The organism is Frateuria sp. YIM B11624 (genome assembly GCF_049727805.1).
GTDB lineage: Bacteria > Pseudomonadota > Gammaproteobacteria > Xanthomonadales > Rhodanobacteraceae > Frateuria_A.
This window is the reverse complement of the sequence record NZ_JBCNYA010000033.1, coordinates 1-22,556: the sequence shown is the minus strand read 5'-3', so window position 1 is coordinate 22,556 and position 22,556 is coordinate 1. Positions and strand designations below refer to the sequence as shown.

Genomic DNA, 22,556 nt, shown 5'->3' with positions numbered 1-22,556 from the left:
CCCGGCTCATTCGGACTTCAGGGCATAGATGGCCGGCAGGTTACGGCCCTGCTCGTAGTAGTCCATGCCGTAGCCGAACACGTAGCGGTCGGGCAGCTCCACGCCGTTGAAGTCCGAGGCGATGCCCTCCACGCAACGGTCGTGCAGCTTGCGGCACAGGCTGGCGATCAGCACGCGCTTCGCGCCGCGCTTCATGCAGTCGTCGCGCACGGCCTTGAGCGTGTGCCCCTCGTCCAGGATGTCGTCCACCAGCAGCACCGTGCGCCCGGCCAGCGCCGCCTGTGGCTCGCGCAACCAGCACAGGTCGCTGCCGGCGGTGGCGCCGCGGTAGCGGGTGGCGTGGACGTAGTCGAATTCCAGGTCGGTGCGGATCGACAAGGCCAGTTGGCCGGCGAACATCAGCGCGCCGTTCATCACGGTCAGGAACACCGCCCGCTCGCCGTCCAGGGCGGCGTCGATGCGCCGGCCCAGATCGGCGATCACGGTTTCCAGTTCGGCGCGCTCGAACAGCACCTCGGCGTTGGCCAGCGCCTGCGCCAGCGGGGGAAGCGGAGTGGTCATGCGTTTCCTTCGGGTTCGTCGAGCGCGGTGATCCGCGCGATGAAGCGGTCGCGTTGCGGGTTGTCCAACAGGCCTTCCCAGGTGGCGCCGATGGCGCCGCGCAGCGGCGCGAGGCGCTCCATGGCGTCCTCGGACGGCGGCGGCAGCGCGGCGATCGCCTCGTCCACCACCTCGGGGAAGCAGGCCAGCACCAGGTCGCAGCCGGCGGCGAGGTGCGCCTCGACGCGCGCGCCCACGCCACCGGCGGCGCCCGCCGCGGCCATGCTGATGTCGTCGCTGATGACGACGCCGGCAAAGCCCAGCTCGCCACGCAGGATGTCCTCGATCCACACCCGCGAGAAACCGGCCGGGCGGTCGTCGACCGCCGGATAGACCACGTGCGCCATCATCACCGCCTCGGCATGCGCCTCGATCGCCTCGGCGAACGGGCGCAGGTCGGCATCCATGATCGCTTCCAGCGGACGCGGATCGACGGCCTGCGCCTTGTGCGTGTCGGCGGCCACCGAGCCGTGCCCGGGAAAGTGCTTGAGTACGGCCGCCATGCCGCCCAGATGCATGCCGCGCACGTAGGCCTGGGCCAGCTCGCCGGCAACGGCGGGGTCTTCGTGGAAGGCGCGCGGACCGATCGCGGCGCTGCCGCGGGCCAGGTCCACCACCGGCGCGAAGCTGAAATCCACGCCGCAGGCGCGCAGCTCGCTGGCCATCACCCAGGCGTGCTCCTCGGCCAGGCGCACGGCGTTCTCGTGATCCCGCGCGTAGGTCGCGCCGATCTTCGAAAGCGCCGGCAGGCGCGTGAAACCATCGCGGAAACGCTGCACCGGGCCGCCTTCCTGGTCGACCGCGACGAGCAGAGGGTCGCCGCCAACTTCGCGGATCGATTCCACCAGCGCCATCAGCTGCTCGCGGTCGGCGTAGTTGCGCGCGAACAGGATGACGCCGGCCACGCCCGGCGCCACCAGCCACTCGCGCTCGCGCGGCTCCAGTGCCAGTCCGGCCAGGCCGATCAGCAACATGCCTGCTCTCCTGCGGCTTCCGCTCCGTCGGCAGCGGCACGCTCGGCCTCCGACCAGCGGGCGAACGGGTGCGTGATCAGGTTGACGTTGTAGTAGCGCCCCAATGCGCTGACTTCCCGACCGAGCCATGCGGGGCGTGGAAACGCGGCGTCCACCGCGGGAAGCTCCACCTCGGCCACCACCAGGCCGGCGTTGTCGCCGAGGAATTCGTCGATCTCGAACAAGGTACCGTCGACCTCGACATGGTGGCGGATCTTTTCCAGCACGCCGTCACACAGGGTGGCGAGCATCGTCTCGGCATCGTCCGGCGGCACCGGGTATTCGAACTCGGCGCGCTCGATGCCCAGCGTGGCGCTCTTGATGTTCAGCCATGCCTGTCCACCCGCGCGACGCACGCGTACCGAGGCGCGCGCCAGGCCTTCGTGCAGCGCCTGCGCACCGACCAGGTAACCCTGCGCGATCCGTTCGCTGCGCACGATGACCGGGCGCCAGCTTTCGTCGGCCAACAGGAATTTGCGTTCGATCTCGGTGGCCATCGGCAGCCATGCATCCGGGAGGATCGCCAAGCATAGGCGCACACGCCCGTCGTGGCGAGGTAGAGGGCGCCCTACCGGCGCTCGAACAGCGCAATCGATTCGACGTGCGCGGTGTGCGGGAACATGTCCATCACGCCCGCGGCGGCGAGTTCGAATCCGTGGCGATTCACCAGCAGACCGGCGTCGCGCGCCAGCGAGGCCGGATGGCAGGACACGTAGACGATGCGGTCGGTGCCCTTGCGCGGCAGGTAGTCCAGCACCTGCTCGGCGCCGGCACGCGGCGGATCGAGCAGGATCTTGTCCCACGCGGCCCGCGCCCAGGCGCTGCCGCGCTGGTCCTCGAACAGGTTGGCGACATGGAACTGCGCGTTGGCGATGCCGTTGCGCGCGGCGTTGGCGCCGGCGCGCTCGACCAGCCCATGCTCGCCCTCGACGCCGGCGACCTCGGCCACGCGCCGCGCGATCGGCAGGGTGAAATTGCCCAGGCCGCAGAACAGGTCGAGCACGCTGTCGCCCGGCTGCGGGTCGAGCAGTTCCAGCGTGCGCGCCAGCATGCGCCGGTTCATGCCGGCGTTGACCTGCACGAAGTCCAGCGGCTGGAACTCCAGTTCGACGTCGGCCACGCCCTCGCCCGCCGGCAGCCGGAAGGTCAGCCGCGGCTGCTCCGGCCACAACGGGTGCACGCTGCTGACGCCGCCGGGCTGCAGGTAGATGGTGAAGCCGTGCGCCTGGCCGAAGGCGGCCAGCGCCTGCGTGTCGCGCTCGCTCAGCGGCTTGAGGTGCCGGAACACCAGCGCGATGGTGTCGTCGCCGGCGGCGAACTCGATCTGCGGGATGTCGTTGGCTGCGTCCATGCCGCCGATCAGTTCGGCGAGCTGGCCGATCCTGCCGCCCAGCGAGGGATGCACCACGTCGCAATGCGCGATGTCGGCGACGAAGCGCGGGTTGGATTCCTCGCGGAAGCCGACCAGCACGCGTCCCTTCTTTGCCACCGCGCGCACCGACAGGCGTCCCTTGCGGCGGTAGCCCCAGGGCGCGTCGGTGAGCGGCTCCAGCCAGCGCCTGGGTTCGACCTTGCCGATGCGCGCGAAATTGTCGGCCAGCACGCGCTGCTTGGCCTCGATCTGCGCCGGCGCGTCCAGGTGCTGCAGCGAGCAGCCGCCGCACTGGCCGAAATGGGCGCAGCGCGGTTCGACTCGGTGCGGCGAGCGCTCCAGTACTTCCAGCGTTTCGGCCTCGTCGAAGTTGCGGTGGCGCTTGCGGATGCCCAGACGCACCTGCTCGCCCAGCAGCGCGCCGCTGACGAACACGGTCTTGCCGTCGATGCGGGCGACGCCGCGGCCGTCGTGGGCCAGGTCGGTGATGGTGGCTTCGAACTCTTTCATGGGCACTCGCAAAACGCCTGCGCCCGGATCGGCGACCCGGGCGCAGTGGGCAGGACTGAAGAAGACCGGGCGCGGCTTACTTGCGCTTCCAGGCGCCCGAAGCGTCCTGATAATACCAGCCGCCGTGCGCGCGCTCGCTCCAGCCCTTGGCGAAGGTGGAACGGATCTGCGACTCCCATTCCGGATGGCCGTTGGCACGGGCGATCTCGCGGTACAGCGAGTTGCGGTCGGTGTTCTCGTCGGCCACCGCGGCGTTGGCCTGCGCGCGCTGGCTGAGCGGGATCTTGCCCGCATCGTGCACGGCGACCAGGCCGTCGCGGGTGAAGCCGATCGCACCACTGTCGAGCAGCGCCTTGAGCGTGCTCTTGAAACGCGCCTGCATGCGCCCGCGGATCGCCTCGGTCGCCGGCGTCTGCACGCGGATGTCGGGCGTGTTGGCGGCGTAGGCGGCCGGCACCAGCAGGTCGAGCAGCATGGCCGAGGGCTGCACCGGCGGCTGGCTCTGCGGCGCGGGCGTCGGCTTGGCGTCCTGCGCCGGCGCGGCGCCCTGGTCGATCACCGTGCCGATGAAGCGGTCGGCGGCCTTCTGCGCGGCGGCCTCGGGGAAATACACGTTGATCGTGACGCAGCCGACCAGGGCGACCATCGCGGTGGTCAGCAGGGCGTAGACGAACTTGCGCATGAGGAGCTCCTGGGGTGTGGGCGGCGTGCGATCAGCGGACCTGCGGACCGCCGCCTTCGGTGGCGGCCTTCAGCCGGCTCACCAGGGTAGGCCAGTCGACCTCGTGCTGATGGCCGATGACCTCGAGGTGCGGCAAGCCGCTGCCTTCGACGATAGTGTATCCGTCGCCGGCATTCTCCAGCCCGCCCATGTGGCAGACGGTGCCGGCGAGCGTGCAGTTGAGCCCGATGCGCTTGTAGCCGAAGGTCTTGAAGAGCTTCAGCACGGCCCCCTGCAGGCCCGCGGCGATGCCACCGCCGCCCACCGCGGTGAGGTTGTTGACCGCGCGTTGGCTGATCCGCCCACCCTCGTCGGCCAACAGGTGCGCCTCGAACGCGACCGGATGCCAGTCGACCAGCCGCAGGTTGGCGATGCTGCCGTTGAGCGGGCCGGTGATGCTGCCGAAGTCGAACACGCTGGTGATCGCGCCCAGGTCGAGCTGGCGCAGGCTGACGTCCGCCGCGAGCACCGGGCTGGGACCGAACGGCTGCGCCAGCGCGAGCTGGGTGATATCGACGAAGCCGTCGAACACGTTGACCGACAGGCCGCCGGAGAGCTCCACCGTGTCGTCCGCCCAGCGCAGCGACGGAATCGCACCGCCCAGCGTGCCGGGGAACTGCGGCCAGCCCATCGCCTTGCTGAAGGCGGCCATGTCCACGCCGGTGACCGCCAGCGACGTTTCCAGCCGCTTGCCTTTCGCTGCCGCCGGCCGCCAGTCGAGTTGCCCCAGGCGCACCGTGCCGCCGAGCAGCGCCATCGCCAGCGGCTGGGTCAGCCCCAGCGTGCCGGCCTGGCTGCGCCATTGGCCCTTGGCCGGCCCGAACGGCAGGCGGTACAACTGCATTGCGCGCCAGCCCAGCGTGGTGGCCGGGCGGTCCGCCTGCGCAGACCAGTCCAGCCCGCCGTTCAAGTCGTCGACCGCCAACCGGCCATCAGCGGTCGCCAGGTCCAGGTGGTCGGCGGTGAAGGCGAAGCCGTGCGGGCCGTCCTCGCGCAGGTCGAGATTGCCGCTCAGCGCGCCGGCCATCTGCACGTCGTGCAGGCCGAGCGTCGCCAGCCAGGCCGAGCCGTAACGGTCGTAGGCGGCGGGGAAGCGGGCCTGGAAGCGCTCCAGGCGCAGCTTGTCCAGGTTGCCCTTGGCGTCGAAGGCGAGCGCGCCGTCCAGTTGCAGCGCGTCGGTGTCGTTCACGCGCAGCCGCTGGATCGCAAAGGCGCCGCCGGCAGCGGTCGCCGCCACGTTGAGCTGGACCGGGTGATCGGGCAGCTTCGCGTAGATCGGCCCGAGCAGCAGTTCGCCGCCGCGCAGGGTGGCGTCCAGGGTCAGCCGCGCCGGCCCGCCCTGCGTGTCGATGCCCAGCCGGCCGCTGCCATCGACGCCCTGCCCGGCCAGCGTGCCGGCGGGGGTATCGAAACCCACGCCGTCCAGGCTGAACTCGCCGGACGACTGGATGCCGTCGTCGTGCACGTCCAGTGCCAGTTCGGCATCCAGCCGGCCGCCCGTGGGCCGGCCGGACCAGACCGTGCCGAGCAGGCCGGCCAGCCAGTCGGCCGGCAGGTTCTTCAGGGTGATCTGGGCGTGGCTGGTCTGGTCCAGCGGCACCCACGCGCTCGCCTTCGCCGCGGCCTGCGCGATGTCGGCCTGCAGCGTGTTGGCGCGTTCGTCGATCACCAGGCGCACGTCCGAACGGCCCAGCGCACCACCCGGTGCACCACGCAGGGCGAGGGTGCCGTCCAGCATCCAGCGCATCTGCAGGTCGCGCGTGAGCACGCCTTCCAGGTCCAGTCCCACCCGGCGCCAGCCCATCGCCGCGACGTCCGCCCGCGCCGCATGCAGCTTGAGCGCGAGGGCACCCTTGCCGTCATCGCCGATGTGCAGGCTGACCTGCTGCAAGCGCACGCCCGGCATCGCGACCACCTTGGCGGTCAGGTCGACGTCCGCCCGCGCCGGTGCCGCCCACGCGGCGACGGCGAGCAGGCCCAGGCAAAGCAGCAGGCGGCAGGACAGGGAAAGCATGTGCCATCATTCTGCCAAACCCAGATGAACGACACGGATTTCGTCATGCACACCGCCGCCTTCCAGCGTCTGGCGCCGCCTGCCGCCAACCTTCCACGCCCTTACGTGCTGGTGGCCGACGACGATCCCGCCAGCCGGCGTTTCCTTGGCGATGGCCTGCGTGCACTGGGTGCCCGGGTGCACGAATGCGATGACGGACAGATGGCGCTGGCGCGCGCAGCCATCGAAACCTTCGACCTGTTGCTGCTGGACTGCCGCATGCCCGGTGCCGGCGCCCGCGACGTGCTGGCCGCGCTGCGCGCCGATGCCGAAGCCCGTTCGGCCGACGCCCTGGCGGTCGCGACCAGCGCCGACGTATCCCTCGAGGATCGCCAGCGGCTGCTGGCTGCCGGCTTCAGCGACGTGCTGCTCAAGCCCTGCCAGCTCGATGCGCTGCGCCCGCTGCTCACGCTCGCCCGCAGCAGCGGACGCCACGCGCCGCTGCTCGACGATGCGGCCGGGCTGGCCAGCAGCGGCGACGTGCGTACGATGCAGGCCCTGCGCGGCCTGCTGCGCGAGGAACTGGCGACGTTGCTGCAGGAGCTGGACCACCTCGGCACCGATGTGCCCCGGCTCGTCGAGCGGCTGCACCGGCTGCGCTCGGCATGCGGCTTCTGCGGCGCGCCCGCGCTGGCCCTGCAGGCGACGCACCTGCAGCGGCAGGTGGAGGCGGATGGCGCGGTGGCCGAGGGAGCGCAGGAACGGTTCCGCCAGGCCCTGGTCGCGACCGTCGCGGTACTGGACCGTTGAGTACGGAGTGAGCGTAGGGTGGGCTTCAGCCCACCGCCCGGATGACAGCAACGCTTCCGAATGAACCGAAGGTGGGCTGAAGCCCACCCTACACATACCCCTTGCGGACGCTCAGCCTGGTTGGCGCGGCGGCACCGCTCCGGCCAGTACGCGCCAGGCACGCAGTTCGCCGCCGCCCAGGTGGAAGCGGATGACCTCGCGCATCAGGCGACGCAGTGCCGCCAGGCCGGCCCTGTCCGGGCACCGGTCGTTCGCGAGCGCCAGCAGGTCCGCGCCGCGGATCGCCCGCAACGCGTCCGCCGCACACGCCACCGGCCCATGCTCGACCTGATAGCGGTACCAGCCCTCCGGCGCGACCGGCTCGCCGCTGTCGGCCTCGTTGTCCAGTTGCAGCGCATAGCCGAGGGCCGCGAGCAGGTCGCGTTCGAAGCGACGCAGTTGCCAGGCCAGCGTGTCCGGCGCGGCCAACCGCGGCAAGGTGCGTGCATAGGCATCGAACAGGTCCGGCTGCGGATCCTGGCGTCCGGTGAGGCGCACCACCAGTTCGTTGAGGTAAAGCCCCGCCAGGCCCGCGTCGCCGGTCAGCCGCAACGGCGCCCCGGCCGGTTCGGCGCCGCGCAGGGTGGCCAGTTCGCCGCGCAGCAGCAGGTCCAGGGCCAGCGGCTGGAAGGGTTCCAGTTGCGCGCGCTGCACCCGCGCCCGTTCGCGCCGCACGCCGCGCGCGACCACGCCCAGCCGACCATGGTCGCGAGTCAGGCATTCGAGCAGCAGCGAGGTCTCCCGGTAGGGCCGCGCGTGCAGGACGTAGGCAGGCTGCTGGTCGAGGAGCATCGCTGGCGGGAAAAGGGGAAGGACGAACGTCCGGGAACGGGATGATCTTCAGCCAGCCTTGCCTCCGACGCCAGCCTGCGGCGCCGCGCCGGGCTTCACGTTCCCGGCCTCTCCTTCAATCGGTGTAGCCGAGCTTCTTCAGCATCGCCTCGTCGTCCACCCAGCCCTCGCGCACCTTCACCCAGAGCTTGAGGAACACCTTGCGCTCGAACAGCCGCTCCATGTGGCGGCGGGCGGCGCTGCCGATCGCCTTGAGTTGGGCACCGCCCTGCCCGATCACGATTGCCTTCTGGCCGTCGCGCTCGACCCAGACCACCGCGTGGATCTCGGCCACGCCATCGTCGCGATCCTTGAACTGCTCGATCTCGACCGTGGTGGCGTAGGGCAGCTCCTGGTCGAGCCGGAGCATGAGCTGCTCGCGCACCATCTCGGCGGCCAGGAAGCGCTCGCTGCGATCGGTGATCTCGTCCTCGCCGAACACCGGCGGACGCACCGGCAGGCGATCGAGGATCGCGCGCTCCAGTTCCTTCAGGCCCTTCTGCTTGAGTGCGCTGACGTAGTGGATCTCCTCGAACTGGTGGTGCGCGGCAAGGTCGGCGACGAATGGCAGCAGCGTTCCCTTGTCCTTGGCCAGGTCGACCTTGTTGATGGCCAGCAGGCGCGGCACGTTCTGCTCGACCAGCGCGGCGTACAGCGCCTCGTCCTCGTCGGTCCAGCGGCCGGCCTCGATCAGCTGCACGGCCAAGTCCACCTCGGCCATCGCGGTGCGTGCGGCGCGGTTGAGGCTGCGGTTCATGGCGCGTTTGGCGCCGCGGTGCAGGCCGGGCGTGTCGACGTACATCACCTGCCCCGCCTCGCTCGTGGCGATGCCCAGGATGCGGTGGCGGGTCGTCTGCGGGCGCGGGCTGACGATCGACAGGCGAAAGCCGATCAGCGCGTTGAGCAGGGTCGACTTGCCGACGTTGGGACGGCCGACCAGCGCGACGGCGCCGCAGCGGAAGTCCTCGTGCGGCAGGTCGCCGGCGGCTTGCGTTTCGTCGTTCATGGCTTGGAGATTTTCCGGACAGAGGGCAAAGCATGGCGCCGCCGCGCGGGCGGCGCCAGCGACGGGGAATGAAGGGTTCAGACTGGCGGCAGCGGCTCGGCCAGCTGGCCGAGCACGATCTCGGCCGCGTCCTGTTCGGCGGCACGCCGGCTGGGACCGCTGGCCGCGGCACGCAACGGCGTGGGTTCGGCAATGCTGCAGGCGACCTCGAAGACCTTGGCGTGGTCCTCGCCATGGCTGCCCTCGAGCTCGTACACCGGCAGCGGCAGGCCACGCGCCTGCAGCCATTCCTGCAGGCGGGTCTTGGCGTCCTTGGACGACCTGGGCAAGTCGGCCACGCGCCGGGCGAACAGCCCGCGCACGGCGTTCCGGCAGGCCTCGAAGCCGCCGTCGAGATACACCGACGCGACCAGGGCTTCGAAGGCATCGGCGAGGATCGACTCGCGGCGGAAACCGCCGCTCTTCAACTCGCCGGGACCGAGCTTGAGCCCCTCGCCCAGCTCCAGTTCGCGCGCGATCACCGCCAGCGCCTGGCCATTGACCAGTTGCGCACGCAACCGCGAGAGTTCGCCCTCGCTGGCGCGCGGATGCGCCTCGTAAAGCATTTCCGCGACGATCGCGCCGAGCAGCGCATCGCCCAGGAACTCCAGCCGCTCGTTGTTGGGCCGCCCCGCGCTGCGGTGGGTCAGCGCCAGTTCGGCCAGCGTCGGATCGCGGAAACGGTAGTCCAGCTTCACTTTATTCAAGCGAGACGTTGCCCTGCAGCGGCACGCTCTTCTCGAAATGCACCAGGAAATCGATGTTGTAGATGAACGGTATGTCCTTGTCGTAGGCCACGTGCAGCTGGTTGCCGTTGCTGCGGTCGATGGTGATGTCCTGCGGCTGGATGGTGGCGTCGTCGACGTACTGGAAATCCATCTTGAAGAGCAGATTGCGGCGGATCTCGTCGAGCGACTTGCCCTCCACGCCCTCGCTCGACACCTGGGTCATCGCTTTCACCACGCCCATGTACTCGGTATAGGCCGGCACCAGCTTCATCGCCATGTAGCCGAAGAAGGCGACGACGGCCAGGACGACCAGGAACCCGATCATGGTGATGCCGGCTTGCTTGTTCTTCATAGTCCCCTCGCTATGCCGCTGCGGCGGCTGACTCGTCTCTAGATTCTCGCGCGCCGCCCTGGCCTCGACCACGGGCGCCGCAGTGGCGCCCGTCACGTCCTGCGTCAGTGGATGATCTTGCCGATACGGGAGAAGTCGATCCAGCCGTCCTGCGTGCCCTTCCAGCTCAGCCAGATCAGGAACGCCTTGCCGGCCAGGTTCTTCTCCGGCAGGCAGCCCCACCAGCGGCTGTCGGTGCTGTTGTAGCGGTTGTCGCCCATCACGATATAGCAGCCGGCCGGCACCTTGGCGGGCACCTTGTCGTTCGGGAGCGGGAACGGAACCGAATAGGCCGGCATGCGGGCGATCATGTGGTCGATGTTGCCCTTGCCGTCGGAACGCGGCAGGTGTTCGGTCCACACGGTGGCGCCGTAGTCGCGCATCAGCCGTGACTCGTCGCCGTTGGCGCGGCCCTGGAACGGCCCGGTCAGGTCGGCGGGCACCGGCCTGCCGTTGATCAGCAACTGGTCGCCGTGCGATTCGATGGTGTCGCCCGGCAGGCCGATCACGCGCTTGATCCAGTTCTGGTTGGGCACCGGCGCATGCGGATCGGAGCAGCTGATGTCGCCGCTGCGCACCCACGTGCCGTTGTCGTCCTGGCACAGGTAGCCGGGGAAGCGGAACACCACCACGTCGCCGCGCTTGGGCTCGCCCAGGCTGAGGAACTTGTTATTGAACGCCGGCATGCGCAGGCCGTAGGCGAACTTGTTGACCAGGATGAAGTCGCCCACGTCCAGCGTCGGCATCATCGACCCGGAGGGAATGCGGAACGGCTCGGCCACGAACGAGCGCAGCAGCAGCACCACCAGCACTACCGGGAACAGCGAACGCGCCCAATCCACCGGCACCGGCTCGCGGTAGGCCTCGCCGGCCGCCTCCAGGCGCGCCTTGCGCTTCTTGTACAGGAACAGCCGGTCCAGCCCCCACACCACGCCGAACAGCACGGTGAGGGCCAGCAGGATGGCGGAGAAATCGAATTCCATGCAGGGCTCCTATCGGAGCGGGAGACAGGGAACGGGGAACGGGGAACACGAGCCTGGCCGCAGCCTGGTCGTTCCCCGTTTCCCGCTCCCCGTTTCCCGCACCACTATTTATCCACTTTCAGAACGGCAAGGAAGGCCTCTTGCGGGATTTCCACGCGGCCGACCTGCTTCATGCGCTTCTTGCCTTCCTTCTGCTTCTCCAGAAGCTTCTTCTTGCGGCTCACGTCGCCGCCATAGCATTTGGCCAGGACGTTCTTGCGCAGCGCCTTGACCGTGGAGCGGGCGATGATCTGCGCGCCGATGGCCGCCTGGATCGCCACGTCGAACTGCTGGCGCGGGATCAGGTCCTTCATGCGCTCGACCAGGTCGCGGCCGCGCCGGTCGGCGTGGCTGCGGTGCACGATCAGACTCAATGCATCCACGCGGTCGCCGTTGATCAGCACATCCACGCGCACGAACGGACCGGCCTCGAAGCGCTCGTGGTGGTAGTCCATCGAGGCGTAGCCGCGCGAGACCGACTTCAGGCGATCGAAGAAGTCCAGCACGACTTCCGCCAGCGGCATCTCGTAACTGATCTGCACCTGCGTGGCCATGTACTGGATGGAGCGCTGCACGCCGCGCTTTTCCTCGCACAGGGTGATGATGTTGCCGATGTAGTCCGGTGGCGTGAGGATGTTAGCGACGATGATGGGCTCGCGGATCTCGTCGATCTGCGGCACCGGCGGCAGTTTCGCAGGATTGTCCAGCGCCACCACGGTGCCGTCGGTCTTGAGTACCTCGTAGACCACGGTCGGCGCGGTGGTGATCAGGTCGAGGTCGTACTCGCGCTCCAGCCGCTCCTGCACGATCTCCATGTGCAGCATGCCGAGAAAGCCGCAGCGGAAACCGAAACCCATGGCCTCGGAGGACTCGGGCTCGAAGAACAGCGCCGCGTCGTTGAGGCGCAGCTTGTCCAGCGCCTCGCGCATGGCCGGGTAATCGTCGGCCGAAACCGGGAACAGGCCGGCGAACACGCGCGGCTGCATGGTCTGGAAGCCGGGCAGCGGCTTGTCGGCTGGCTTGGCGGCCAGCGTCAGCGTGTCGCCGACCGGCGCGCCGTGCACGTCCTTGATCGAGGCGTTGATCCAGCCCACTTCGCCGGCGCCGAGCTTGTCCAGCTTCTTGCGCTTGGGGGTGAACACGCCGACGTCGTCCACCTCGTGCACGCGACCGGTGGACATCACCAGCAGCTTGTCGCCGGGCTTGATCTCGCCCTGCATCACGCGCACCAGCGAGATCACGCCCAGGTAGTTGTCGAACCAGGAATCGATGATCAGCGCCTGCAGGCGGTCGGTGTCGCGCGGCTGCGGCGGCGGAATGCGCGCGACGATCGCCTCGAGCACCTCCACCACGTTGAGGCCGGTCTTGGCGCTGATCGCCACGGCGTCGTCGGCATGGATGCCGATCACCGCCTCGATCTCGCCCTTGACCTTTTCCGGATCGGCGGTGGGCAGGTCGATCTTGTTGAGCACCGGCACCACTTCCAGGCCCTGCTCCACCGCGGTGTAACAGTTGGCCACTGACTGCGCTTCCACGCCCTGCGCGGCGTCGACTACCAGCAGCGCGCCTTCGCACGCAGCCAATGAGCGCGAAACCTCGTAGGAAAAGTCGACGTGGCCGGGCGTATCGATGAAGTTCAGCTGGTAGGTCTTGCCGTCGCGCGCCTTGTACGGCAGCGACACGGACTGGGCCTTGATGGTGATGCCGCGCTCGCGCTCGATCGGGTTGTTGTCGAGCACCTGCGCTTCCATCTCGCGTTCGGTCAGGCCGCCGCAGATCTGGATGATGCGGTCGGCCAGGGTCGATTTGCCGTGGTCGATATGCGCGATGATGGAGAAGTTGCGGATCAGTTCCATGGAATACGCTGGTCGGGCTTTCGCGGCCCGCGCAGTGGGCGCGGACCGCGGTTCGCCGGGATGGCGATACGAACCCGGTATTGTCGCATGGATTGGCCAGGCGCCATCGATCCAGGCGGAGGCTCGGCTGCCCCCATCCGCCTGTCGGCACCTTCCCCCGCGTTCGCGGGGGAAGGCTCGGTTGGAGAGGCTGCGTTAGCTGGTCCTTCCCCTGTCTGGCGGGGGAAGGTGCCCGAAGGGCGGATGGGGGCTCTTTTCGCGAGGAACCCCTACTTCTCCGAAGGCACCGTCAGCGCCACGAAGTTGGTCTGGTCGCCACGGCGCACCAGCAGCAGCACGGTGTCGCCGGGTTTGACGTCCTTCGTGGCCGCACGGAACGCCGCGGTGCTGCCGACCTTCTGCTGGTTCACCCGCAGGATCACGTCGCCCGGCTGCAACCCCGCGCGGGCGGCCACCGGGCCGGTGATGTCGCCGATCACCACGCCCTCGCCACCGGGCAGGTCCAGTTGCTGGCGGGTATCGGCGTCGATGTCGCGCACGCTCAGGCCGAGCGCGGCCGAACCGGACTGGGCCGACGGCTGGTCGTTGCCGTTCGCCCCGCCCTTGCCGTGCGGCATCTCGCTGATGGTCACCTGCAAGGTCTGCTTCTTGCCGTCGCGCAGGATCTCCACCGGCACCCTGGTGCCCGGCTTGGTCATGCCCACCAGCGGCGGCAGCGAGGCGGCGTCCTGGATCGGCTGGTTGTTGTAGGAAAGGATGATGTCGCCGGGCTGGATGCCGGCCTTGGCCGCGCCGCTGCCATCGTTCACCACCGCCACGATGGCGCCGCGGGCGCTGTCGAGCTTGAGCGCCTTGGCCACGTCGCTGTCCACGCCCTTGATCTGCACGCCGAGCTGGCCGCGGGTGACGTAGCCGTGGTCCTTGATCTGCTGTACAGCGTTCATCGCCACGTCGATCGGGATCGAGAACGACACACCGAGATAGCCGCCGGTGTTGGAATAGATCTGCGAATTGATGCCAACCACCTGGCCCTGCAGGTTGAACAGCGGGCCGCCGGAGTTGCCGCGGTTGATCGGCACGTCGGTCTGGATGAACGAGGTGTACGGCTGGTCGCCGGATCCCAGGTTGCGGCCCACGGCGCTGACGATGCCCTGGGTCACGGTGTAGTCCAGGCCGAACGGCGAGCCGATCGCGAGGACCCACTGGCCGGGCTTGAGCGTGCGCGAGTCGCCGATCGACACCGCCGGCAGGCCGCTGGCGTCGACCTTGAGCAGCGCGATGTCGTAATTCGGGTCGGTGCCGATCACCTTGGCCTTGAGCGTGCGCCGGTCCTGCAGGCGCACGGTGACCGTGTCGGCGCCGTCGACCACGTGATTGTTGGTCAGCACGTAGCCGTCGCTGGAAAGGATGAAGCCCGAGCCCAGCGAGGTATGCGCCTGCTCCTCGGGCGAGGGCATCATCGGCATGCCGAAGAAGCGACGGAACAGTTCGAGCTGCGGGTCTTCCGGCATGCCTGCCTGCATGCGCGGCTCGCGGCGCTGGCCGTTGTACTTGGCCTCCACGTGCACGACCGCCGGCGCGTTCTTCTGCACGATCTGGGTAAAGTCCGGCAGGCTGGCCATGGCCGGGGCCGATGCCGCCACCGGCGCCTGCGCGCTGGCCTGGCTGGCCGGCGGTTCCGCCTGGGCACAGCCGGCGGTCACCAGGCCCAGCAACACGCAGCAGGCCAAGGTGCGCAAGGGAATTCGGTTCATGGGCACTCCTCCTTCAGGACAAGATTCGGGCGCAACCATGCCGGGCCCGCAAGGCGGGCCGGCCGGTGGCTGAGGGGGACAGCGGCCGCGGAGACGACACGCGGGCCGGGATCATCGGGCGCCGGCAGCGGCCTGGCGCGAATGGGCAGCAGACGCCTGCTGCGGGTCGACCAGCAACAGGTAGCCGGGTTCGTTGCCTGGCGAACGCGCCATCTGCAGGCCGTAGGGCGACAGGCTGCGCGCATACGGCAGCACCATCTCGCCATAGCTGTCGCCCAGGGTCGCGGCCGCCTGCTGGCTGTAGTGCGAGGCGGTATCGCCGCTGAGCCACGGCGGCACCGCGGCCGGTGTGGCCGCTTGCAGCGGGGCGCTGATTTCCGTCGACGGGCTGGTCTGCGCCAGCCCGGCCGCGGCGTGATCATCGTCGGTCACCGGGCGGGCGATCATCAGCGCTGCCACGGCGACGCTGGCGGCGATCGCGCCACCGGCCGACCAGCGCAGCCAGTGCGGCGCACGGCGCCCACCCGCGGCCTGGGCTTCCTGCGCGACCGCCTGCTCCACCCGTGCGGCGAAGCCAGCCGACGCTACGGCCGGCAACTGCCGGCGCAAGCCGTCGCGCCCCAGGTGGTAGCGGGTCCAGGCCTGGCGCAGCTCGGCATCGTGCTCGAACCGGCGCAGCAGGAAACGCAGTTCCTCGCGGGCCAGTTCGCCGTCGATGCCGGCGGAGAGGTGTTCACGTTGGGCTTCGCTCATGTCGAATGATCCTCGCGGTCCGACAACAGCGGCCGCAGTTGCTGATCGATCGCTTCACGCGCGCGGAAGATCCGCGAACGCACGGTTCCGATGGGACAGCCCATCGCCTCGGCGATTTCCTCGTAGCTCAGTCCGTCCACTTCGCGCAGCGTGATGGCGGTACGGAGCTCTTCTGGCAGCGCTTGGACAGTCTGAAAGACGGTTTGTTCAATTTCCTGCCGAAGCAGTTCGCGCTCGGGCGTGGCGCCCTCCTGCATCCGCTCGGCACCGGTGAGGAACACGGCGTCTTCCGCGGCGATGTCGTCGGTCGGCGGACGGCGGCCCATCGCGACGAGATGGTTCTTGGCCGTGTTGACCGCGATCTTGTACATCCAGGTGTAGAACTGGCTGTCGCCGCGGAACGAGCCGATCGCGCGCCAGGCGCGCACGAACGCCTCCTGCGCCACGTCCTCGCACTCGGCGTAGTTGTTGACGTAGCGGGAGATCAGGCCGATCACCTTGTGCTGGTACTTGCGCACCAACAGGTCGAAGGCGCGCCGGTCGCCGTTTTGGACACGCTCGACCAGGGCGCTATCCAGTTCGTTTTCGCCCATCCGGGCATTTCTCCTTGTCGTGACCGCGTGGGTGGCGCCAGCCGGATGGTAACGCGCCGCCCTCAGACAAGCCGCGGCGGCGCAAGTTCACGCGAAGGTCACACCCTGGATCGATGTGCGGGCCGCAGCGGGAGGATCAAGAGCGCCCTGCCGAAGGTCCCGGTCAGGCCACGTTGGCCTGCGGCTCGACCAGCAGCCGCTGGCGCTCGGCCAGCAGGCGGTCGAAGCTCAGGTGCGGCAGCGGGCGGCAGAACAGGTAGCCCTGCAGCTCGTCGCAGTGGTTGGCGCGCAAGAACTTCAGGTGCTGTTCGATCTCCACGCCCTCGGCCACCACGCCGCGCTTGAGGCGATGGGCCATCTCTATGGTGGCGCGCACGATCGCCTCGTCGTCCGGATCGATGCCGATGTTGCGCACGAAGCTCTGGTCGATCTTGATGCGGTCGGCCGGCAGCTTGCGCAGGTAGTCCAGCGACGCGGCGCCGGTGCCGAAGTCGTCGATGGCGATGCGGCAGCCCAGCCGGTGCAGGCCGTGCAGGTTCTCCACCAGGTTGGGTACCGCCTTGATGCTGATGCTCTCGGTGACCTCCAGCTCCAGCAGGCGCGGGTCCAGCCCGGATTCGGCCAGCGCGGCGGACACGGTATCCAGCAGGTCCGGCTCCATCAGCTGCACGGCCGAGAGGTTGACGCCCAGGCGCAAGGCCAGGCCGTACTTGTCCTCCCACTCGCGCGCCTGGCGGCAGGCGGTGCGCAGCACCCAGGCGCCGAGCGAGACGATCAGGCCGGTCTCCTCGGCCAGCGGGATGAACACGCCGGGGCTGATCGGCCCGAGTTCCGGATGCTCCCAGCGCACCAGCGCCTCCATGCCGACGATGTCCTCGCTGGCCGCGTCGACCTGCGGCTGGTAGAACACGCGCAGCTCGCCGTTGCCCTCGGCATGGCGCAGGCGGGTCTTGAGCAACACGTCGTGCTGCTGAGCCTGTTCGGGGCTGATCTCGTAGAACTGGAAATTGTTGCGGCCTTGGCGCTTGGCCGCGTACATCGCCTCGTCGGCGTGCTTGAGCAGGGTTTCGGCGTCGAGCGCATCGTCCGGATAGAAGCTCACGCCGATCGACGCGGTAACCTTCAGCGGCGCTTCCTCGCCGGCAACCTTCAGCGGCGCCTCCATCACCTGCACGATCTTCTCGGCCACGCGCAGCACGTCGTCGTTCTTGATGATGTGGCGCAGCACCACGATGAACTCGTCGCCGGCGTAGCGGGCGACGGTATCGGAGGCGCGCACGCTGGAACACAGGCGGTGGGTGACGGTCTTGAGCACCTGGTCGCCGGCGGCGTGGCCGAGGGTGTCGTTGATGTCCTTGAAGCGGTCCAGGTCGACGAACAGCACGGCGAAGGTTTCGCGGGTGCGGTGCGCCTCGCGGATGATGGTGTCCAGCCGGTCGGTGAACAGCAGGCGGTTGGGCAGGCCCGTGAGCGCGTCGATCAGGCCTTCGGCGCGGCCCTGCTCGCGGGTCAGGCGCAACTCCTGGGCATGCGCGAAGCGCGCGGCGGCGACGCGCAGCACCGGCTCGACCAGGCCCATGTCGCCGAACGGCGTGCGGCTGCCGACCAGCAGCGCTCCCAGCACGGCGCGGCGCTCGTCGAACAGCGGCAGCCCGGCGAAACCGGACACGCCCAGCAGTTCGACCAGCGGATCGCCTCCGGTGAGCTTGCGGGCGTTGGCCGGATGCAGCACGGTCTTGCCGTCCAGCACCTGGCGCAGCGCGCTTTGCTGGGCCGGCGCCGGCCATGGCTGGTCGTCGCCACGCCACAGCTGGATCAGCAGGTTGGGCGTGGAGGCGCCCTCTCCCGAGTGGGCCGACCACAGCGCCAGGTAGTCCAGGCCCAGTTCGTCGACCAGCAGGCGCGCGGCGACCTTCTGCGTATCGACGCCGTTGGCCGAGGCGAACATGCGCGAGAGCAGGCTGAGCGCGGCTTCGGCACGGATGTCGGCGCGGTCGCTACGGAACATCAGCGCGATCGCCTCGCGCCCGCCGTGCCGGATCCGCCGCGCGCTGGCCTGGCCGGTGTCCGCGCCGCGGCTGGAGCGCCGCTGGCAGGCGTACCAGCGCCGGTCGGCCTGCTCGAGCACGTGCTCGATGGCGATGCCCTCGAAGGCGAGCAGCTCGCGCACGCCGCGGCCGACCAGTTGCTCCGGCTCGAGCTGGCTGTGCCGGCCCACCGCGGAACTGGTTTCCAGCACCCGTTCGGTCTGCGGATCGACCACCAGCCATTCGCTCGCGTCTTCCTCGAACGCGAAACGGTATTGGTCCGGGCCGACCTGCACCGGCGCAGCCTGCGGACGGACACGGCGCCAGCGAGCGACCAGTTCCAGCTCCACCTGCGAGCCATAAAGCCAATCGGCGATGCCGGCCGGCAGTTCGCTTGGCCTGACTGTGGCGCCATCGGCCAGCACGGCGATCATCGGCGCCCCGGCACAGGCGGGGATGCGCCGCAGGTGCTCGCAAGCCGTCTGGGCGTCGATCGCGTCGCCGTCGAAGGCGACCACCACCAGCATCAACGGCTCTCGCCCGTCCAGCAACAATTCGGCGTGCGGGACGCCGCGGGCGGTATGGATGGTCGGGTGGCCGGCGCCGTCCAGGGCATCGAACACGTTCCGGCGCAAATCGCGCTGGGCAGCGACCACCAGGATGCCGGCGCTCATGCGTGTCTCAGGCAACCAGCCAGCGGCCGTCGCGCAGGCGCGGCCGCAGCGGTGCGTCCGGCTGGCCCTTCAGATGGAAGGCCATGTCGCCCAGGTGGTCGACCAGCGCCGGCGAGGCGTCCAGCAGCACCACCCGGCGCACATGCCCGGCCGGCGGCTTGGCCAACTGGCGCAGCAGGGTGCTGTCCATGGCGGACAGCGGGGGCTCCAGGCCCATCAGCAGGTAGACGCCGAAATGCATGCTTTGCTGCATGTAGCGCAGCGCCGCGCCCAGGCGCTGGCTGCCCGGCACCCGCGCATGGGCGTCGACCAGGTTGCCCAGCCCCAGGTCCGGCTGCCACAGATACACCGCCTGCCCGCTGCGCCGCACGATGGCGCGGAACTGCTCGACCAGCGCGGGGCTGTCGCAGCCCTCGAGCAGGATCAGCCCGGCCGGCGCGGCCAGGATGCGCTCGAAGATCTCGATGCCCGGCGGCGGCGGGGCTGAAGCCAGCAAGGGGTTCATCGGGCGTACGTTACGCACTCGCGGGCGAAGCGCAATAGCGCCAGGTCACCGTTCCGGAAAAATGACGGGTCCGGGCCACCCGGCCTCAACTCGCATTCATCCGCACGCAGCAGTATGGTTCAGGGCTCCCCGACCACCCCTCATACCGCCATGTTCGAAGGATTGCGCTTCAATCACTGGAAGACGAGCGTGGACGACGGCGGCATCGTCACCCTGACGCTCGACCGCGCCGGCAGCAGCGTCAACGCCATTTCCCGCGAGGTGCTGGACGAGCTGGCGCAGATCGTCGAACGGCTGGCGATCGAGAAGCCGGCCGGCGTCATCGTCCATTCGGGCAAGGCCGCGGGTTTCGCCGTGGGCGCCGACATCAAGGAATTCGTGCGTTATGCCGAGCAGGACACCGTGCTGGAGAACATCCGCCACGGCCAGCAGGTGTTCGAATCGCTGGCCCGGCTGCCCTGCCCGACCGTGGCCGCGGTGCACGGCGCCTGCATGGGCGGCGGCACGGAGCTGATCCTGGCCTGCCGCCAGCGCATCGCGGCGGACGACGAGAAGACCAAGATTGCGCTGCCCGAGGTGATGCTCGGCATCCATCCCGGCTGGGGTGGCACCGCCCGCCTGCCGCGGCTGATCGGCGCCACCGAGGCGCTGCCGATCATGCTCACCGGCCGCCCGTTGTCGGCCCGGCGCGCGCAGGCCCTGGGCGTCATCGACCGCGTGGCGCCGCCGGCCGAACTGCTGGCCGAGGCGCGCGCGCTGCTGCGCCGCCCACATGCACGGCCATTCGCCCAGCGCGCCAAGGCCTGGGCGACCAACTGGTGGCCGGTGCGGCAGATCCTCGCGCCGATGGTCACCAAGCAGACCGCGGCCAAGGTGCGCAAGGAGCACTACCCGGCACCCTTCGCATTGATCGACGTCTGGCAGAACGGGGGCGCCAGCCTCCAGCAGCGGCTCAAGCTGGAGGCGCGCTCGGTGGCGAAGCTGGCGCAGACGCCCACCGCGCGCAACCTGATCCGCGTCTTCCTGTTGCAGGAGCGGCTGAAGGGCGCCGGCGGCGGGGTCGATCCGGAGATCCGCCGCGTGCATGTGGTCGGCGCTGGCGTGATGGGCGGCGACATCGCTGCCTGGGCAGCCTACAAGGGTTACGAGGTCACCCTGCAGGACCGCGAGATGAAGTTCGTCCAGCCCGCGCTGGACCGCGCCCGCGGCTTCTACGAGAAGAAGCTCAAGAGCGCCGAAAAGGTCGACGCCGCCATGGGCCGCCTGCGCGCCGACGTCGAGGGCAGCGGCGTGGCCACCGCGGACCTGGCGATCGAGGCGATCTACGAGAACGCCGAGGCCAAGCGCGAGCTCTACGCGAAGATCGAGCCCCAGTTCAAGGCGCAGGAAATCCTCGCCAGCAACACCTCCAGCATTCCACTGGACGAGCTGCGCCAGGGCCTGGCCGCGCCGCAACGCTTCCTCGGCCTGCACTTCTTCAACCCGGTGGCGCAGATGCCGCTGGTGGAAGTGGTGCGCCACGATCGGCTGGATCCGGCCATCGAGAAGCGTGCGCTGGCCTTCTGCAAGGCGCTGGGCAAGGTGCCGGTGGCGGTCAAGGGCACGCCCGGCTTCCTGGTCAACCGCATCCTGATGCCCTACCTGCTGGAGGCCCTGCGCCTTTACAGCGAAGGCGTGCCCGGCCCGGTGCTGGACCGCGAGGCGAAGAAGTTCGGCATGCCGATGGGGCCGATCGAACTGGCCGACACGGTGGGCCTGGACGTGTGCGCCTCGGTGGGCAAGGAACTGGGCCCGTTCCTCGGACTGGAGCTGCCGCCCGGCATCGAGGACAAGCTCGAGACCGGCAAGCGCGGCAAGAAGGACGGCCAGGGCCTGTACGTATGGCAGGACGGCAAGCCGGTCAAGCCGGAGGTCGATCCGGACTACACGCCGCCACCGGACGTGCAGGACCGCATGATCCTGCCGATGGTCAACGAAGCGGTCGCCTGCCTGGCCGACGGCGTGGTGGACGACGCGGACCTGCTCGATGCCGGCGTGATCTTCGGCACCGGCTTCGCGCCGTTCCGTGGCGGCCCGATCCAGTACGTCCGCAGCGAAGGCGTGCCGACGGTGCGCGGGCGCCTGGAACAACTGGCGCAACGCCACGGCGAACGGTTCCTGCCCAAGCAGGGATGGGATTCGCCGGCGCTCGGCCAAGCCTCTGCGCCGTAGCCTGCTCCCGTAGGGTGGGGCTTCAGCCCACCATCTCCCGCCGGGCCGGTGGGCTGAAGCCCACCCTAGGCCCAGGTCACCACATCAGGTCGCTGGGCACGCCGTCATCGTCGGCCGCCGCCTGCGGATCGACCAGCAAGGCGAGCAGGTGCGGATCGATTGCGCGTACCTGCTCTGCGATCGCCTGGGCGACGACCATGTAGCGGCCGCCCAGTTGCACGACGCCCAGCCGCCCTTCATTGAGGGCTGCCAACTGATCGGCGTCGACGTGCACGCGCCGGATCTTGCCGCCGTACTCGAAGTGCCGCACGTGGTCGACCTCGGCCTTGTTCAGCACCTGGCCTTCCAGCAGGTGCTGGACCTTCGCCTTGCGCTCGCGCCGCAGGCGCGCCTGTTGGGCCGCCTCCTGTTCGGCGCGCTTGCGCTCGGTGGCTTCGGCCTGGGCGCGGATGGCATAGGCCTTGGCCAGGTCCATCTCGCCCTGGTCACGCCGCGGCGGGGTGTGCGGCTTGCCCTTGGCCTGTGCCGGGCGGTTGCCGCGCGACGCTGGCGCCGGCGACTTCGCACGCTGCTCGTCGCGTACCTGTTTGACGATGCCGCTCTTGAGCAGCTGATCACGGAGGGAATCGGCCATGACCGGAAGTATCCACGGTTGCGTTGGACAGCCGGGGCGCGCCTGCGCACCCGGCGACATACATCAATAATGCGGCGGCGGCGGTTCGCTGTGCGGATCGCTGCCCTGCGCGGTGCGCAGCGAGGCGAGTTCGGCACGCAAGTCATGCAGCACGCGCTCGAGGGCGACCAGGCGCATGGCCTGCTCGGCATCGGCGGCCGCAAGCGCGCTCACCGTGTCGTCGAGGAAGGTGAGGCGCACCTCCAGTTCCTCCAGCCGACGGTTCAAGTCGGACATGGGCAGGTCAGACATGCACCGCCCTCAGCGAACGCCCGCGCCCGATCCCGTAGTAGGCCAGCCCCGCCTCTTCCACCTGCGCGGGGTCGTACAGGTTGCGCCCGTCGAAGATCGCCGGCTCCTTGAGCGTGTCCCGGATGCGTGTGAAGTCCGGCGCGCGGAACGCCTTCCATTCGGTCACGATCGCCAGCACGTCGG

22 protein-coding genes are annotated in these 22,556 nt (G+C 69.4%); 2 read left to right on the top strand and 20 right to left on the bottom strand.

The features are described 5' to 3' along the window. Positions 1–6: 6 nt before the first annotated feature. From AAIL17_RS15220 to AAIL17_RS15195, 6 genes are all read right to left on the bottom strand, one after another. Entirely contained in the window at positions 7–561 is a 555-nt protein-coding gene (locus AAIL17_RS15220; RefSeq protein WP_424683703.1) for a hypoxanthine-guanine phosphoribosyltransferase, read from the bottom strand. After that, entirely contained in the window at positions 558–1,574 is a 1,017-nt protein-coding gene (nagZ, locus tag AAIL17_RS15215) for a beta-N-acetylhexosaminidase (protein ID WP_424683702.1), read from the bottom strand. Before nagZ ends, AAIL17_RS15220 begins: the two co-directional genes overlap by 4 nt. Beyond that, positions 1,565–2,110: a CYTH domain-containing protein gene (locus tag AAIL17_RS15210; RefSeq protein ID WP_424683701.1), complete on the bottom strand. Its 546-nt coding sequence runs from the start codon at positions 2,108–2,110 to the stop codon at positions 1,565–1,567. The genes nagZ and AAIL17_RS15210 overlap by 10 nt, the downstream gene beginning before the upstream one ends. A gap of 71 nt (positions 2,111–2,181) precedes the next feature. Further along, complete coding sequence (gene rlmD, locus AAIL17_RS15205) at positions 2,182–3,495, bottom strand: 23S rRNA (uracil(1939)-C(5))-methyltransferase RlmD (RefSeq protein ID WP_424683700.1); 1,314 nt, start codon at positions 3,493–3,495, stop codon at positions 2,182–2,184. Positions 3,496–3,571: 76 nt separating this feature from the next. Then, the gene (locus AAIL17_RS15200) at positions 3,572–4,177 is read right to left on the bottom strand and encodes a DUF1318 domain-containing protein (protein ID WP_424683699.1); all 606 of its coding nucleotides are present in this window, start codon (positions 4,175–4,177) and stop codon (positions 3,572–3,574) included. Positions 4,178–4,208: 31 nt separating this feature from the next. Then, positions 4,209–6,230, bottom strand: a complete 2,022-nt coding sequence (locus AAIL17_RS15195) for a hypothetical protein (protein WP_424683698.1) — start codon at positions 6,228–6,230, stop codon at positions 4,209–4,211. A 45-nt stretch (positions 6,231–6,275) separates the two neighbouring features. Between AAIL17_RS15195 and AAIL17_RS15190 the strand changes: the two genes are divergently transcribed. Next, positions 6,276–7,019, top strand: a complete 744-nt coding sequence (locus AAIL17_RS15190) for a response regulator (RefSeq protein ID WP_424683697.1) — start codon at positions 6,276–6,278, stop codon at positions 7,017–7,019. A gap of 111 nt (positions 7,020–7,130) precedes the next feature. Here AAIL17_RS15190 and recO read toward each other — a convergent pair whose 3' ends face one another. The 11 genes from recO to AAIL17_RS15135 form a co-directional block, all read right to left on the bottom strand. After that, positions 7,131–7,850 (bottom strand): DNA repair protein RecO, encoded by a 720-nt coding sequence (gene recO, locus AAIL17_RS15185; RefSeq protein ID WP_424683696.1) that lies wholly within the window; start codon positions 7,848–7,850, stop codon positions 7,131–7,133. 115 nt (positions 7,851–7,965) lie between these two features. Next, positions 7,966–8,895, bottom strand: a complete 930-nt coding sequence (gene era / locus AAIL17_RS15180; protein WP_424683695.1) for a GTPase Era — start codon at positions 8,893–8,895, stop codon at positions 7,966–7,968. A 77-nt stretch (positions 8,896–8,972) separates the two neighbouring features. Then, positions 8,973–9,632, bottom strand: coding sequence for a ribonuclease III (gene rnc / locus AAIL17_RS15175; RefSeq protein ID WP_424683727.1), 660 nt, complete (start codon positions 9,630–9,632; stop codon positions 8,973–8,975). 1 nt (position 9,633) lies between these two features. Further along, positions 9,634–10,014 (bottom strand): DUF4845 domain-containing protein, encoded by a 381-nt coding sequence (locus AAIL17_RS15170; protein ID WP_424683694.1) that lies wholly within the window; start codon positions 10,012–10,014, stop codon positions 9,634–9,636. 104 nt (positions 10,015–10,118) lie between these two features. After that, the gene (gene lepB / locus AAIL17_RS15165; RefSeq protein WP_424683693.1) at positions 10,119–11,036 is read right to left on the bottom strand and encodes a signal peptidase I; all 918 of its coding nucleotides are present in this window, start codon (positions 11,034–11,036) and stop codon (positions 10,119–10,121) included. Positions 11,037–11,140: 104 nt separating this feature from the next. Further along, positions 11,141–12,931, bottom strand: a complete 1,791-nt coding sequence (gene lepA / locus AAIL17_RS15160; protein WP_424683692.1) for a translation elongation factor 4 — start codon at positions 12,929–12,931, stop codon at positions 11,141–11,143. A gap of 269 nt (positions 12,932–13,200) precedes the next feature. Next, the gene (locus AAIL17_RS15155; RefSeq protein ID WP_424683691.1) at positions 13,201–14,685 is read right to left on the bottom strand and encodes a DegQ family serine endoprotease; all 1,485 of its coding nucleotides are present in this window, start codon (positions 14,683–14,685) and stop codon (positions 13,201–13,203) included. Positions 14,686–14,796: 111 nt separating this feature from the next. Beyond that, positions 14,797–15,438, bottom strand: coding sequence for a sigma-E factor negative regulatory protein (locus AAIL17_RS15150; protein ID WP_424683690.1), 642 nt, complete (start codon positions 15,436–15,438; stop codon positions 14,797–14,799). Then, positions 15,435–16,031 carry an RNA polymerase sigma factor RpoE gene (gene rpoE, locus AAIL17_RS15145; RefSeq protein ID WP_424683689.1) on the bottom strand — a complete coding sequence of 199 codons (597 nt, stop codon included), beginning with the start codon at positions 16,029–16,031 and terminating at the stop codon, positions 15,435–15,437. The genes AAIL17_RS15150 and rpoE overlap by 4 nt, the downstream gene beginning before the upstream one ends. Before the next feature lie 163 nt (positions 16,032–16,194). Next, positions 16,195–18,732, bottom strand: a complete 2,538-nt coding sequence (locus AAIL17_RS15140) for a putative bifunctional diguanylate cyclase/phosphodiesterase (RefSeq protein WP_424683688.1) — start codon at positions 18,730–18,732, stop codon at positions 16,195–16,197. Positions 18,733–18,739: 7 nt separating this feature from the next. Continuing rightward, positions 18,740–19,237, bottom strand: coding sequence for a hypothetical protein (locus tag AAIL17_RS15135; RefSeq protein ID WP_424683687.1), 498 nt, complete (start codon positions 19,235–19,237; stop codon positions 18,740–18,742). A gap of 150 nt (positions 19,238–19,387) precedes the next feature. Between AAIL17_RS15135 and AAIL17_RS15130 the strand changes: the two genes are divergently transcribed. After that, positions 19,388–21,448 carry a 3-hydroxyacyl-CoA dehydrogenase NAD-binding domain-containing protein gene (locus AAIL17_RS15130; RefSeq protein WP_424683686.1) on the top strand — a complete coding sequence of 687 codons (2,061 nt, stop codon included), beginning with the start codon at positions 19,388–19,390 and terminating at the stop codon, positions 21,446–21,448. Between the two features lie 76 nt (positions 21,449–21,524). On the opposite strand, the gene AAIL17_RS15125 is transcribed toward AAIL17_RS15130, so the two are convergent. From AAIL17_RS15125 to AAIL17_RS15115, 3 genes are all read right to left on the bottom strand, one after another. Beyond that, entirely contained in the window at positions 21,525–22,082 is a 558-nt protein-coding gene (locus AAIL17_RS15125; RefSeq protein ID WP_424683685.1) for a DUF2058 domain-containing protein, read from the bottom strand. 63 nt (positions 22,083–22,145) lie between these two features. Next, positions 22,146–22,373: a SlyX family protein gene (locus AAIL17_RS15120; protein WP_424683684.1), complete on the bottom strand. Its 228-nt coding sequence runs from the start codon at positions 22,371–22,373 to the stop codon at positions 22,146–22,148. Beyond that, positions 22,366–22,556 (bottom strand): UDP binding domain-containing protein (locus AAIL17_RS15115; protein WP_424683683.1); only part of this gene is annotated, 191 nt, incomplete at its 5' end. The genes AAIL17_RS15115 and AAIL17_RS15120, both read right to left, overlap by 8 nt.